Source organism: Pseudomonas sp. GD03862, from assembly GCF_029840855.1.
Lineage (GTDB): Bacteria > Pseudomonadota > Gammaproteobacteria > Pseudomonadales > Pseudomonadaceae > Aquipseudomonas > Aquipseudomonas alloputida.
Window position 1 is genome coordinate 39,354 of the sequence record NZ_JAOCDI010000021.1, and the last position, 13,864, is coordinate 53,217.

Annotated in this window: 14 protein-coding genes; 3 read left to right on the forward strand and 11 right to left on the reverse strand. The window is 63.0% G+C overall.

Annotated elements, in window-relative coordinates:
- Nucleotides 1-127: 127 nt before the first annotated feature.
- From adk to ppc, 3 genes are read right to left on the reverse strand one after another with little or no spacing between them, the layout of a single operon-like run.
- Entirely contained in the window at nucleotides 128-778 is a 651-nt protein-coding gene (adk, locus tag N5D53_RS15235) for an adenylate kinase (protein ID WP_004575467.1), read from the reverse strand.
- Nucleotides 779-788: 10 nt separating this feature from the next.
- On the reverse strand, nucleotides 789-1,004 hold the full coding sequence (locus N5D53_RS15240) for a hypothetical protein (RefSeq protein WP_104887128.1): 216 nt from the start codon (nucleotides 1,002-1,004) through the stop codon (nucleotides 789-791).
- Nucleotides 1,005-1,035: 31 nt separating this feature from the next.
- Entirely contained in the window at nucleotides 1,036-3,663 is a 2,628-nt protein-coding gene (gene ppc / locus N5D53_RS15245; protein WP_104887127.1) for a phosphoenolpyruvate carboxylase, read from the reverse strand.
- A 181-nt stretch (nucleotides 3,664-3,844) separates the two neighbouring features.
- On the opposite strand from ppc, the gene N5D53_RS15250 reads away from it, so the two are divergent.
- From N5D53_RS15250 to N5D53_RS15260, 3 genes are all read left to right on the forward strand, one after another.
- Entirely contained in the window at nucleotides 3,845-4,189 is a 345-nt protein-coding gene (locus N5D53_RS15250; protein ID WP_021785939.1) for a hypothetical protein, read from the forward strand.
- Nucleotides 4,190-4,465: 276 nt separating this feature from the next.
- The gene (locus tag N5D53_RS15255) at nucleotides 4,466-4,879 is read left to right on the forward strand and encodes a DUF4398 domain-containing protein (protein ID WP_020190164.1); all 414 of its coding nucleotides are present in this window, start codon (nucleotides 4,466-4,468) and stop codon (nucleotides 4,877-4,879) included.
- Nucleotides 4,880-4,929: 50 nt separating this feature from the next.
- Entirely contained in the window at nucleotides 4,930-5,721 is a 792-nt protein-coding gene (locus N5D53_RS15260) for an OmpA family protein (RefSeq protein WP_020190165.1), read from the forward strand.
- A gap of 177 nt (nucleotides 5,722-5,898) precedes the next feature.
- On the opposite strand, the gene N5D53_RS15265 is transcribed toward N5D53_RS15260, so the two are convergent.
- The 8 genes from N5D53_RS15265 to wspR all read right to left on the reverse strand — a co-directional run bounded on the left by N5D53_RS15265 (nucleotide 5,899) and on the right by wspR (nucleotide 13,836).
- The gene (locus N5D53_RS15265) at nucleotides 5,899-6,225 is read right to left on the reverse strand and encodes a hypothetical protein (protein WP_003252219.1); all 327 of its coding nucleotides are present in this window, start codon (nucleotides 6,223-6,225) and stop codon (nucleotides 5,899-5,901) included.
- Nucleotides 6,222-7,145: an alpha/beta hydrolase gene (locus N5D53_RS15270; RefSeq protein ID WP_020190166.1), complete on the reverse strand. Its 924-nt coding sequence runs from the start codon at nucleotides 7,143-7,145 to the stop codon at nucleotides 6,222-6,224. Before N5D53_RS15270 ends, N5D53_RS15265 begins: the two co-directional genes overlap by 4 nt.
- Complete coding sequence (locus N5D53_RS15275; protein ID WP_003252215.1) at nucleotides 7,117-8,394, reverse strand: flavohemoglobin expression-modulating QEGLA motif protein; 1,278 nt, start codon at nucleotides 8,392-8,394, stop codon at nucleotides 7,117-7,119. The genes N5D53_RS15270 and N5D53_RS15275 overlap by 29 nt, the downstream gene beginning before the upstream one ends.
- A 135-nt stretch (nucleotides 8,395-8,529) precedes the next feature.
- Nucleotides 8,530-9,078 carry a hypothetical protein gene (locus tag N5D53_RS15280; RefSeq protein WP_064491441.1) on the reverse strand — a complete coding sequence of 183 codons (549 nt, stop codon included), beginning with the start codon at nucleotides 9,076-9,078 and terminating at the stop codon, nucleotides 8,530-8,532.
- A 30-nt stretch (nucleotides 9,079-9,108) separates the two neighbouring features.
- A complete protein-coding gene (locus N5D53_RS15285) occupies nucleotides 9,109-9,813 on the reverse strand; it encodes a TetR family transcriptional regulator (RefSeq protein WP_019437363.1) in 705 nt (234 codons plus the stop codon).
- 190 nt (nucleotides 9,814-10,003) lie between these two features.
- The gene (lysS, locus tag N5D53_RS15290) at nucleotides 10,004-11,506 is read right to left on the reverse strand and encodes a lysine--tRNA ligase (protein ID WP_010952588.1); all 1,503 of its coding nucleotides are present in this window, start codon (nucleotides 11,504-11,506) and stop codon (nucleotides 10,004-10,006) included.
- A gap of 93 nt (nucleotides 11,507-11,599) precedes the next feature.
- Nucleotides 11,600-12,695, reverse strand: a protein-coding gene (gene prfB, locus N5D53_RS15295) for a peptide chain release factor 2 (RefSeq protein ID WP_061405587.1) whose coding sequence is annotated in 2 segments (ribosomal slippage) — nucleotides 11,600-12,622 and nucleotides 12,624-12,695 — 1,095 coding nt in all. Because the reading frame shifts where the segments join, the coding sequence is not laid out codon by codon here.
- 136 nt (nucleotides 12,696-12,831) lie between these two features.
- Complete coding sequence (wspR, locus tag N5D53_RS15300) at nucleotides 12,832-13,836, reverse strand: Wsp signal transduction system regulator diguanylate cyclase WspR (RefSeq protein ID WP_029615556.1); 1,005 nt, start codon at nucleotides 13,834-13,836, stop codon at nucleotides 12,832-12,834.
- Between the last annotated feature and the right edge of the window lie 28 nt (nucleotides 13,837-13,864).

Consider the following 13,864-nt stretch of genomic DNA (forward strand, 5'->3'; position numbering starts at 1 on the left):
CAGGTGCGAATGAAAAAGAGCGGCAGTATAGAGCAGCAGCGGCGTTGTGTCCTGAGGGGGCGCTGTGCGGCCTACAAACGACAACGGCCCGCAAGCGGGCCGTTGTCGAGGTGCGTCAGGCGCCGGATCAGCTCAGGGCTGCCAGGACCTTGGCGGTGATGGCTTCAACCGAGCCGACACCTTCGATGTGGCTGTACTTCGGCTTGCCGCCATTGGCAGCCGACAGCTTCTGGTAGAAATCCACCAGCGGCTTGGTCTGGCTGTGATAGACCGACAGGCGATGGCGAACGGTTTCTTCCTTGTCGTCGTCACGCTGGATCAGGTCTTCACCGGTCTCGTCGTCCTTGCCTTCCACTTTCGGCGGGTTGTACTGAATGTGGTAGGTACGGCCCGAGGCCAGGTGCACGCGGCGGCCAGCCATGCGGCCGACGATTTCTTCGTCGTCCACGGCAATTTCGACCACGGCATCGATGTCGACACCGGCAGCGACCATGGCTTCGGCCTGCGGGATGGTGCGTGGGAAGCCGTCGAACAGGCAGCCGTTGGCGCAATCAGGCTGAGCGATGCGCTCCTTCACCAGGCTGATGATCAACTCGTCGGAGACCAGCTGGCCGGCATCCATGACTTTCTTCAGCTCCAGGCCCAGCGGGGTGCCAGCCTTGACGGCGGCACGCAGCATGTCACCGGTGGAGATCTGTGGAATACCGAACTTTTCGGTGATGAACTTTGCCTGAGTACCTTTACCGGCCCCGGGAGCTCCCAGCAGAATTACGCGCATCTCGTGCTCCTCAAATTTTTTTATGAAATTCAATGGATTCGGCGACCAGGGCCAAGTCCGGAAAATCGGGTATGACCATAAATCGGTCAGAAGGCTGCTCAAGATACACAGCGCCCGGCAGCCAGACAAGCGTCCCAAAGTTGCAGGAATGCGCCACTTGCGGCTGACCGGGCAGGCGGTTGCGCCAGGCGCAACCACCCTCCCCGTCATAGTGCCGGCCCTGCATGGCACGCGCCAGACATGACCCGGGCTTGCCCTTAGCCGGTGTTGCGCAGCCCGGCGGCAATACCCGCCACGGTCACCAGCAAGGCCTGCTCCAACGGGCTGTCCAGAGCGGCTTCGCGGCTGCGCGAGCGGGCCAGCAACTCTGCCTGCAGGCGGTGCAACGGGTCCAGATAGGTATTGCGCAGGCTAATGAATTCCAGTGTCTCGGGGCTGTGCGCCAGTAGCACCGGCTGCCCGGTCAGGCCCAGCACCACCCGGCATGACTGCGACAATAGGTCGCGCAGGTGCGCACCTAAAGGACGCAGGTGCGGTTGCACCAGACGTTCGTCGTAGGCCTCGGCAATTTGCGCATCGGCCTTGGCCAGCACCATTTCCAGCATGTCGATGCGGGTGCGGAAGAACGGCCATTGCTCGCGCATCTGTGCCAGCAACTCACCCTGACCTCGGGCCAAGGCATTGGTCAGCGCCGTTTCCCAGCCCAGCCAGGCCGGCAGCATCAGCCGGGTCTGGGTCCAGCCGAAGATCCACGGGATGGCGCGCAGGCTTTCGATGCCCCCGGCGCGACGTTTTGCCGGGCGGCTGCCCAACGGCAGGCGCCCCAGTTCCTGTTCTGGCGTCGACTGACGGAAGTACTCGACGAAATCGGGATTCTCCCGTACCACGCTGCGGTAGGCCTGGACACCATCGGCGGCCAACTGGTCCATCACTTCACGCCAGGCCGGCTGCGGGGGCGGTGGTGGCAACAGCGTGGCTTCAAGCACGGCAGCCAGGTACAGGTTGAGGTTTTGCTCGGCAATGCCCGGCAAGCCGAACTTGAAGCGGATCATTTCACCCTGCTCGGTGGTGCGGAAACGCCCCGCCACCGAACCCGGTGGCTGCGACAGGATCGCGGCATGGGCCGGACCGCCGCCTCGCCCGACCGTACCGCCACGGCCGTGGAACAGCAGCAGCTCGACCTGATGCTCGGCACAGATGCGCACCAGGTTTTCCTGAGCCCGGTACTGCGCCCACGCAGCAGCCGTGGTGCCGGCGTCCTTGGCCGAATCGGAGTAGCCGATCATCACTTCCTGCGGGCCGCGCAGGCCCGCGCGGTAGCCCGGCAGGCCAAGCAGGCGCTGCATGACCGGGCCGGCATTGTCGAGGTCGGCCAGGGTCTCGAACAGTGGTACCACGCGCATGGGGCGGGTCAGGCCGGCTTCCTTGAGCAACAGTTGCACCGCCAGTACATCCGAGGCGGAACCGGCCATGGAGATGACGTAAGACCCCAGCGAGGCGGCCGGCGCAGCGGCCACTTCCCTGCAGGTCGCCAGCACTTCGGCGGTGTCCGCTTGCGGCTTGAAATGCGCAGGCAGCAGGGGCCGGCGGTTTTTCAGCTCGGCCTGGAGGAACGCGATGCGCTGCTCCTCATCCCAGTCGGCGTAACGCCCCAGGCCCAGGTAATCGGTAATCTCGGTCAGCGCATCACGGTGGCGGGCAGCGTCCTGGCGTACGTCCAGGCGGCCCAGGAACAGGCCGAAGGTCACCGCACGACGCAGGCAGTCAAGCAGCGGCCCCTCGGCGATCACGCCCATGCCGCATTCGTGCAGTGACTGGTAGCACAGCTCCAGCGGCGCGATCAGCTCGCGGTTGTCCACCAGCACGTCGGCACCGGCCGGTTGGTTGCTGGTCAAGGCCGAATGCGCCCATGCGCGTGTCGCACGCAGGCGGTCGCGCAGTTGCTTGAGCACTGCGCGGTAGGGTTCGGCGCTGTCGCCAACCTGCTTGCGCAGGGTGTCGTTGGCCTGCTGCATGGACAACTCGGCGGCCAGTGCATCAATGTCGCGCAGGAACAGGTCGGCGGCCATCCAGCGCGCCAGCAGGAGTACTTCGCGGGTGACGGCAGCCGTCACATTGGGGTTGCCATCACGGTCCCCACCCATCCACGAGGCAAAGCGGATCGGCGCGGCCTCCAGCGGCAGGCGCAGGCCAGTGGCCTCCAGCAGGGCCTTGTCGACCTTGCGCAGGTGGCTGGGGATGGCATGCCACAGTGAATGCTCGATCACTGCGAAACCCCACTTGGCTTCGTCTACCGGCGTAGGCCGGGTACGGCGGATTTCCTCGGTGTGCCAAGCCTCGGCGATCAGCCGGCGCAGGCGTTCGCGCACTTGCTGGCGTTCTGCCGGAGTCAGGTCACGATGGTCCTGTGCGGCCAGTTGGCCGGCGATCGCGTCGTACTTCTGGATCAGCGTGCGACGGGCCACTTCGGTGGGGTGTGCGGTGAGCACCAACTGGATATCGAGCTTGGCCAGTTGCCGGGCCAGGGCATCGTTGCTGTGGCCTGCCTGCTTCAAGCGCCCCAGCAGCTCGGGCAGTACCTGCGCTTCGAATGGCTCGGGCTGGTCGGCGTCGCGGCGGCGGATCAACTGGTACTGCTCGGCCATGTTGGCCAGGTTGAGGAACTGGTTGAAGGCCCTCGCTACGGGCAGCAGGTCTTCTTCGGCCAGGTCCGCCAGGGTCGAGCTCAGCTGCTCACCCGGGCCGCGACGGTCGGCCTTGGCACTGTGGCGGATGTCCTCGATTTTCTGCAGGAACGCATCGCCATGCTGCTGGCGAATGGTTTCGCCAAGCAGCTCACCCAACACATGGACATCTTCACGCAAACGCACATCGATATCGGTCATTGGCGCCCTCTCCGTTGCATCCCTATCAGCCTCAGCGCGCCCTGTGCAGGAGCGAGCGGTATCCCCCAAGAGTGCCCACAGCCGGGCGACGATGGCAAGCCGTGATCGGCCAAACCAAACTAAAGTGAAAGCACAGCACTCCCATGCAGTGCAGCCTTTCCAGGCGTCAACAGAGGTCATCATGAAAATCCGTGAACTCGCCCAGCATTGGGAACAGAATGCCGCCGGCACCCTCAGCCGTACCGGTCATGTCCTGCACCTGGACCTGGAGTCCGAAGCGCGCCTGGCCGCGCTGATCGACATGTACCCCAAGCGCACCGCCGAAGAACTGCTCGGCGAACTGGTCGCCGCCGCCCTTGAAGAACTGGAAGCCAGCTTCCCCTATGTACAGGGTCGCCAGGTCATCGCCACCGACGAAGAAGGCGACCCGTTGTACGAAGACGTTGGTCCTACGCCGCGCTTTCTCTCCCTGTCGCGCCAGCACCTGCACAACTTGAGCAACGCGACAGTCGACAGCGACAAATAATCCTGCGCGCCAGCATTCCGGGCCTGCTCAAGGCCCGGAATACCGCTCCAGCCTGGGAAAGTTCCAGGCAAATCGCACTGACCGATCAGTCAGAAATAGTTATCCGATCACGGCGCTTTTTTCTGAACTATTCGAAAAACCTTCGAGTCGGAGCCAATAGCCATCACGCTAAAACCCTGCACACTGCCCTCGTGCACCGTTGAACTGAAGCGCGCGGTTATGTCAGGGATTGAGCGATGGACTGCTACGGACATCGTCGTTATCAGGAGTGATCCAATGGAGCTGACCACCATGAAGACCCGCACTAGCAAACTGTCATCCACTCATGTGCGCGGGTTCAAGCTGGCCGCGCTGGCGCTGGGCAGTAGCCTGGTCCTGGCCGGCTGTGCGGGCAATCCGCCCACCGAGCAGTATGCCGTCACCCAGTCCGCCGTGAACTCCGCCGTCAGCGCTGGCGGTACCGAGTTCGCTGCCGTTGAAATGAAAGCGGCTCAGGACAAGTTCAAGCAAGCCGAAATCGCCATGCACGACAAGAAGTACGACGAGGCCAAGCGCCTGGCCCAACAGGCCGAGTGGGATGCACGCCTCGCCGAACGCAAGGCCCAGGCAGCCAAAGCCCAGAAGGCCGTGCAGGATGCCCGCCAGGGCGTTCAGGACGTACGTGAGGAAGGCCTGCGCAGCGTTCAGTGAGCCCTGCCCCGCCAACCTTAGCCTTCGCACACGATCAAAGGATGAACACTATGCGCAAACACGTCATGATTCCCGCCCTGCTGGCCCTGAGCGTCGGTCTTGCTGCCTGCTCGCACGATCCGAATGCCAATCTGGAAGCGGCCCGCACCAACTTCTCCTCGCTGCAGAGCGACCCGCAAGCGAGCAAGGTCGCGGCACTGGAGACCAAGGACGCCCAGGACTGGCTGAACAAGGCCGACAAGGCGTACATGGACCGTGAAGACGAGAAGAAAGTCGACCAACTGGCCTACCTGACCAACCAGCGCGTCGAAGTGGCCAAGCAGACCATTGCCCTGCGTACTGCCGAAGCTGAACTGAAAAACGCCTCGGCCCAGCGCGCGCAGGCCAAGCTGGATGCCCGCGACGCGCAGATCGCCAAGCTGCAGGACAGCCTCAACGCCAAGCAGACCGACCGCGGAACGCTGGTGACCTTCGGCGACGTGCTGTTCGACTTCAACAAGGCCGAACTCAAGAGCAGCGCTTACCCGAACATCACCAAGCTGGCCCAGTTCCTTCAGGAAAACCCGGAACGCAAGGTGATCGTCGAGGGCTACACCGACAGCGTCGGCTCGGCCAACTACAACCAGACACTGTCCGAACGCCGCGCCAACAGCGTGCGCATGGCACTGGTACGTGCCGGGGTAGATCCGGCGCGTATCGTTTCCCAGGGCTATGGCAAGGAGTACCCGGTAGCGGACAACTCGAGCAACTCGGGACGTGCGCAGAACCGTCGGGTGGAGGTGACCATCTCCAACGACAACCAGCCGGTGGCACCACGCTCGGTGAGCCAGGTTCAGCGCTAAGGCTGGCTAGCTGAAAGGACAAGCCCCGCGATCGACGCGGGGCTTTCTTTTGCCTGTTCGGGCCTCTTCGCGGGCACGCCCGCTCCCACAGGTACGGCGCCAGTTTCGAGTTTTGCGCGACCCTGTGGGAGCGGGCGTGCCCGCGAAGAGGCGAGTTCAGGCAGCAAGGATAATGGCTCACTGCACCTGCTGCGGTGTTTCTTCGCCCATGCAGCGCACCGCGCGCTTGCGGTTGTCCACCAGCACGCCGGTCAGGCCTTTCTGCTGGGTGTCGAACAGCACCAGCACGCCGTCGACGCACTGGGCCACTTGCGGTGCCGGGTCCAGCGATACCTTGTAGTCCTCGCCGGGGATGGTCTTGAGCATGGTGAAGTCCTGCAGCAGCAGGGCATCTTCGGGCTTGGCGAAATGCAGGTAACCGTAATACCACAAAGCCCCTACCGTCACGATGATGCTGCCGACGCCGGTCAGGATCAGCGGGATGGCGTTGCGTTCTTCACTCATTGCTTGTTCTTCTCGTCAGGGAAATTGGGCACTTCGGCAAGCCGCCGCAGGCCGTTGAAATGGCTGGGATCATCGAGGAACCGCAGCATCACCTGGCGCCAGGTAGGGTCGGCGAAGGTTTGCACGTGACCCCCTCGGGTCAGTTGCAGCACCCGCGGTGGTGGCGCGTGCTGATACAGGCGGATGCCGTTGTCCATCGGCACCAGGTTGTCGTCGATACTGTGGAAAAACAACTTGGGCGGGCTGCTCAATCGCTCGATCGAGCGGATCGCGCTGTCGCCGTCCGGCACCAGCCACGACAGCGGAACCTGCAATGGCCAGGTCATCCAGGAAGTGCTGAGCGCAAAGCGCCCCACCGCGCGGTAACTGGCCGGCACACCATCGAACACCAGGGCGCTGAAGCGCTGACGCTGCTCGGGGTGGGCCGCCAGGTAATGAATGGCCATGGCACCGCCCAGGCTCTGCCCCAGCAGTACCAGCGGCTTGCCCTTGACCTCGGGCGCCTGCTGCAGCCAGGCCATGGCTGCAGCAATGTCCTGGTACACCTCCGGCAGGCTCGGCTGGCCCTGAGACAAGCCATAGCCGCGGTAATCGATCATCAACACCTGGTAGCCCTGCTCCGGCAGCCAGTAGCTACCCCCCAGGTGCCCTGGCAGGTTACCGCCGTTGCCGTGCAGGTGCAGCACCGTGCCCTTGACCTCGACCCCGGCCTTGGCTGGCAGCCACCAACCGTGAAGGCGGATGCCATCAGCAGTGGTCAGCGTGACATCGCGGTATTCCAGCTTGGCACGCTCAGGGGTGAAGGCCTGACCACGCTCGGGGTAGAACAACAGGCTGCTGCAGCCGCCAAGGCTCAGCAGGACCAGGCCGAGGACGAGCAGGCGGCAGTGCTCAGAGAATGTTCGCGTAGTCGGCTTCAATGCGATCCAGGCTCAGGTGGTTGAGGAAGTTGGAGAAGCACATCCAGGCCGACAGCGCACTCAGGTCGCGGAACTGTTCAGGCAGGTACTTGGGCGGCTCGACCAACCCTTCCTCGACCAGTTGGCGCAGGGTGCGCATGTCTTCCAGGGTGGTCTTGCCGCAGAACAGCAACGGGATCTGTTCCAGTTTGCCCTTCTTCACGGCCAACTGAATGTAGTTGTAAACCATGATGAAGCCCTTGAGGTAGGACAAGTCCTTGGTGAATGGCAGGCCGTTGGGTACCGAGCCGCGGAACACCCGGCTGGCGTTGCTGTAGCTCTGCGCCATCTCGAAGCCCTGCTCGCGGAAGAAACCGTAGACCTGCATGAAGTCTGCCCCCTCCTCAACCATGTGGATGGCACGGGTGCGGTTGGTGAGCTTGCGCAGGCGGCTGGGGTAGGAGGCAAAGGCGATCACCTCCATGAGAATCGCCAGGCCCTCCTGGGTTACCGTCGACGAGGGCGGGCCCTTGGCCAGGAAGGTGCAGATCGGCTGGTTCAGGCCATTGAGCGTGGTACCGACGTGCACCAACCCTTCGTGCACCTCCAGGGCGCGCACATCGCGGGCGTTGAACATGGCATCGGCACGCACCTTGATGTAGTCGGCACCGGCTGCGGCGTCGGCGACGATACCGTCGGACTCGAACACGCGAATGGTCCCTTCGGCCTCGCCGAACACGTTGTTCAGCCGGTGCTGGAGGATCTCCACCGCCTCCTTGGCGGTGAGATTCTTTGGCTCATCCTTGAGGTCACCACGGCCATCGATGTTGTTCAGGTAGTCCGACAGCATCAGGCCAAGGTCGGCCAGGGTCGGGTCACCGGCGTGGAAGGCATCCGAGGCGGCGCCGTACAGCTCCTGGGAGATCAGGCCGAAGTCCTCGGTACCGCGCGCTTCAAGCATGCGCACCACCATGCGGTATTCGCGGCACATGCGCTTCATGATCTGCCCGACCGGGTTGAACTGGCCCAACTGGCGAATGATGTCGCGCTCGATGCCCTGGAACTCGGCCTTGACCGCGCTGGAGTCGAACGACAGCGGGCGCGATTGGTAGTAGGCGCGATCAACCGCCGGCGGCTCCTTGCCCTTGGCCTTGAGAAAGCCCTGGCGGATGTTGTCGTCCCACTTCACCGCGTCAAGGACCCGGATCGGCGTCTGTGCCGCGACGATGCGGTCGGACAGGGCGCGGATGGTTTGCTGGTATTCGTCCACCAGGGACTCCTTTCTAGTACACGAAACCTGTACCGGCCTCTTCGCGGGCTTGCCCGCTCCCACAGGGGCACCACAGGATCAGATACCTGTGAAATACCTGTGGGAGCGGGCAAGCCCGCGAAGACGCCAACACGGTCATTTGCCCGAGCGCTGGAACCGCGCCACTTCGACGAACAGGTCGGAGTTGGCCGGGTCGTCCAGGTAGGCCAGCACCCGCGCCGCCGGGCTGTCGATCAGCACGCCGTCGCCGTTGTCCTCCGGCACTTCGGTACTACGACCGCTCAGTTCCTTCTTGCCCACCGCCTGCTGTACCTGCTCGACATCCAGGTTGTAGACCACCAGTTCCTTGCCATCGACGATATCGAAGCCGCCAATCAGGAAATTGCCGCCCAGGCGCTTGGGCACGCCAGCCGACAAGTACCAGCGGTTGCCGTGGCGTGACACGGTGAACACGTATTCTTCAGGGGCCTTGCCCTTGGCCGTGGCCACCGCCTTGTAGGCGTCGCCACCGCTACGGCTGATCACCAGTTTCAACGGCTCCCCCCAGGCGTCCTTGCTGCTCCACTTGCCGAGCAGGGCCTTGGGCGCTGCCTGGTTGCTGGGCAAGGGCTCATGGAAGGTCACCAGACAACCGCCCAGCAGCAGGAATGACAAAGTCAACAACACCACACGCCAGGCTTTCATCAGGTTCTCCTTGAAAAGGTCGTTCTCGGCTCAGGCCGATGCCAGCACCAGCTGCAGGTATCGGGTAAGCATAGCGAGCATCTGCCCATCGGCTTGCGCATTCGCTTGCTTGAGCAGGCCTTGATATTCCAACTGCTCGATAATCGCCGTCAACATCTGTGCATCCTGCTCCGGCTGCCGCGAACCCACGACCTGCAGCAATTGCCGGGTGCCGTGCAGCAGGATCTGCTCATGAGCGCACACCAGCTCAGCCAGTCGCGGGCACAGCAATGCTTCCTGGCGGAAAGCCTGCTCGGCCATCAGGAAGTCACGGCGGTTCAGCAGTTGCCGCTGAACGTAATCGGCGGTCATGCGCGCCACGTCGTCAGCCAGCCGCGCCCGTGCCTGCGGGCTGCCATCGCCCTGTGCCAGCAACTGGCGCAACACCACCTCGGTATTGGCCCACAGCTTGGCCATGTAGGCCGCACTGCGCTCGACGTACTGGGCAAAGGTATCGGTGAGCAGGTCCTCGATGTCCTTGAAGTAGTAGGTGGTGGCCGACAATGGCACGCCGGCCTCGGCGGCCACTGCCCGGTGGCGCACACCGCGCACGCCGTCGCGTACGACAATGCGCATGGCGGCATCGAGAATCAACTGGCGACGCTGTTCGCTGCCTTGGCGGGCAGTCTTGCGGCCTTGGTATTGCACGCTTTCGGCGACGGCGGTGGCGATGCCGGCGGCGCCTTGGTCAGGCATGGCGGGTGTCACGGGGGATACCTCATGGGCAGTGTTTCGTCAGTGCTGGCCTCTTCGCGGGTAAACCCGCTCCTGCAAGGGCCTGCTGAGGCCTTTGTAGGAGCGGGTTTACCCGCGAAGGGGCCAGCACTGACAACATAAAGCTTCAGGCAAGAAAAAGCCGCCTCGAAAGGCGGCTCGTTCAGCTCACTCAGGCCTGCGGACGCATGTGCGGGAACAGGATGACGTCGCGGATCGACGGCGAGTTGGTCAGCAGCATCACCAGGCGGTCGATGCCGATGCCTTCACCGGCGGTCGGCGGCATGCCGTACTCCAGCGCACGAACGAAGTCGGCGTCATAGTGCATGGCTTCATCGTCACCCGCGTCCTTCTCGGCCACCTGGGCCAGGAAGCGCTCGGCCTGATCTTCGGCATCGTTGAGCTCGGAGTAGGCGTTGGCGATTTCGCGGCCACCGATGAACAGCTCGAAACGGTCGGTAACGGCCGGGTTGTCGTCGTTGCGACGGGCCAGCGGCGACACTTCGAACGGGTACTCGGTAATGAAGTGCGGCTGCTCCAGCTTGTGCTCGACCAGCTCTTCGAAAATCATCACCTGCAGCTTGCCCAGGCCTTCATGGCCCAGCACCTTGGCGCCGGCCTTCCTGGCAATCTCGCGGGCGCGGTCGACGTCCTGCAGGTCGGCGGCGGTCAGCTCCGGGTTGTACTTGAGGATCGAGTCGAACACCGACAGGCGTACGAACGGCTCGCCGAAGTGGAAGACCTTGTCGCCGTACGGTACGTCAGTGGAGCCCAATACCAGTTGCGCCAGCTCGCGGAACAGTTCCTCGGTGAGGTCCATGTTGTCGCGGTAGTCGGCGTAGGCCTGGTAGAACTCGAGCATGGTGAATTCAGGGTTGTGACGAGTCGAAACGCCTTCGTTACGGAAGTTGCGGTTGATCTCGAACACTTTCTCAAAACCACCAACCACCAGACGCTTGAGGTACAGCTCCGGCGCGATACGCAGGAACATGGCCATGTCCAGGGCATTGTGGTGGGTTTCGAACGGCTTGGCAGCGGCGCCGCCCGGGATGGTCTGCAGCATCGGCGTCTCGACTTCGAGGAAGTCACGCTCGATGAGGAACTTGCGGATGTGCGAGATCACCTGCGAACGCACACGGAAGGTGTGGCGGGTTTCTTCGTTGACCATCAGGTCGACGTACCGCTGGCGGTAGCGCTGCTCGGTGTCGGTCAGGCCGTGGTGCTTGTCAGGCAGCGGGCGCAGCGACTTGGTCAGCAGGCGCACGTTGGTCATTTCGACGTACAGGTCGCCCTTGCCGGAACGGGCCAGGGTGCCTTCGGCGCTGATGATGTCGCCCAGGTCCCAGGTCTTGACCGCGGCCAGGGTTTCTTCCGGCAGGGTCTTGCGGTTGACGTAGACCTGAATACGGCCAGTCATGTCCTGGATAACCATGAACGAACCACGGTTGAGCATGATGCGGCCGGCGACCTTGACTGGGATCGCGGCTGCTTCCAGCTCTTCCTTGGTCTTGTCCGCGTATTGCTTCTGCAGGTCGTTGCAGTAGCTGTCGCGACGGAAGTCGTTGGGGAAGGCATTGCCCTTGGCACGCTCGGCGGCAAGTTTTTCCTTGCGCAGGGCGATCAGGGCGTTTTCTTCCTGTTGCAGGTCTTGCGATTCGGTCTTGAGGTCGCTCATGTCGTCATTCTTTCCATCAGGTATTCGTTGCCCGTTCCGGGCAGGGCACGCGCTACCGGCGGCTGGCCAGGTAGCGCGGCATGGGGGTGCGAATTACAGGCCCTGCTTGAGGCTCGCTTCCAGGTACTGGTCAAGGTCGCCATCGAGGACCTTCTGGCAGTCGCTACGCTCGACGCCGGTACGCAAGTCCTTGATACGCGAGTCATCCAGTACGTAAGAGCGGATCTGGTGGCCCCAGCCGATGTCCGACTTGCTGTCTTCCAGCGCCTGCGAGGCGGCATTGCGCTTCTGCATTTCCAGTTCGTACAACTTGGCCCGCAGCATTTTCATGGCGGTGTCCTTGTTGGCGTGCTGGGAGCGTTCGTTCTGGCAAGCCACCACGGTATTGGTCGGTACGTGGGTGATACGGACCGCCGAGTCGGTGGTGTTCACGTGCTGACCACCGGCACCGGAGGAGCGGTAGGTGTCGATGCGCAGGTCGGACGGGTTGATCTCGATTTCGACCTTGTCGTCGATCTCGGGCGATACGAACACCGCCGAGAACGACGTGTGGCGACGGGCACCGGAGTCGAACGGGCTCTTGCGCACCAGGCGGTGCACGCCGATTTCGGTGCGCAGCCAGCCGAAGGCGTATTCGCCCTTGATGTGCACGGTTGCACCTTTGATACCGGCCACTTCACCTTCGGAAAGCTCGATGATGGTGGCATCGAAACCACGCTTGTCGGCCCAGCGCAGGTACATGCGCAGCAGGATGTTGGCCCAGTCCTGCGCTTCGGTACCACCGGAACCGGCCTGGATGTCCAGGTAGGCGTTGTTCATGTCCATCTCGCCGCTGAACATGCGACGGAACTCAAGCTGGGCCAGGTTTTCTTCCAGGCTTTCCAGCTCGGTCACGACGTCGCCGACGGCGCCTTCGTCATTTTCTTCGACGGCCATGTCGAGCAGGTCCTGGCAGTCACCCAGGCCGTTGGACAGCTTGTCCAGGGTCTCGACGACCTGGGCCAGCATGGCACGCTCGCGGCCCAGAGCCTGGGCGTACTCAGGCTTGTTCCAGACGTTGGGGTCTTCCAGCTCGCGGTTGACTTCGATCAGGCGGTCATGCTTGTGATCGTAGTCAAAGATACCCCCGAATTGACTGGGAACGCTCGGTGAGGTCCTTGATGGTGTTCAGGATCGGTTGGATTTCCATGGGCGGGCTACTCGTGCGAATTCGGTGAAAAGCCCGCGAGTATAACCGAGTCCGCAGCATGGCGGCAGACCCGCCGGGCGGTCGTATGTCGATAGGGCAACCTGCGCTCCCACACAGGCCGCGCGTCTCCAGGAGCTCAGGCGATGCCGACTTGGTTACGCCCACCGTTCTTGGCCAGGTAAAGACCTTTATCGGCCGCCGAAATCAGCTGCCGGCAATGGCTGCCGATAGCCGGAGTCTGGGTGGCCAGGCCGATGCTCACGGTCAAGAACGTATCAGCCGTCGGCGCAGTATGGGGGATGCCAAGGCCCAGCACGGTCTGGCGCAGTTTTTCGGCCACCAGCCGCGCCCCGCCTGGCGAGGTGTTGGGCAGCACCAGGGCAAACTCTTCGCCGCCATAGCGCGCCGGCAGGTCGGTCGGCCGCGAGCACGAGCTACGGATGGCTTCGGCGACCTGGCGCAAGGCCTCGTCACCGGCCAGATGGCCAAAGCTGTCGTTGTAGACTTTGAAGTAATCCACGTCGATCATCAGCAACGACAACTGCTGCTGTTCACGCATCGCCCGGCGCCATTCCAGCTCCAGGTATTCGTCGAAGTGCCGGCGGTTGGACAGCCCGGTCAGGCCATCGGAGTTCATCAGCCGCTGCAACATCAGATTGGAATCAAGCAGCTGCTGCTGGCTGACGCGCAGGGCACGGTAGGCCTCGTCGCGCTGCAGCAGGGTCAGGTAGGAACGCGAGTGGTAGCGGATGCGGGCCACCAGTTCGATGGTGTCAGGCAGCTTGACCAGGTAATCGTTGGCCCCGGCGGCAAATGCCGCACTCTTTACCAGCGGGTCTTCCTTGGTCGACAGGACAATGATCGGGATGTCCTGGGTCACCGGGTTGTTGCGGTACTCGCGCACCAGGGTCAAGCCGTCCAGGCCAGGCATGATCAGGTCTTGAAGAATGACCGTGGGCTTGATGCGCATGGCCTGGGCCACCGCCTGGTGCGGGTCGGCACAGAAGTGGAAGTCGATGTTGTCTTCATTGGCCAAGCCACGCCGCACCGCTTCGCCGATCATGGCCTGATCGTCGACCAGCAGCACCATCGCCGAGTTTTCGTTGGTGGTCGCGAAACCTTCGATCGGTAAATCATTCATCATTGTTCACCCGATCACTACCGGCCTG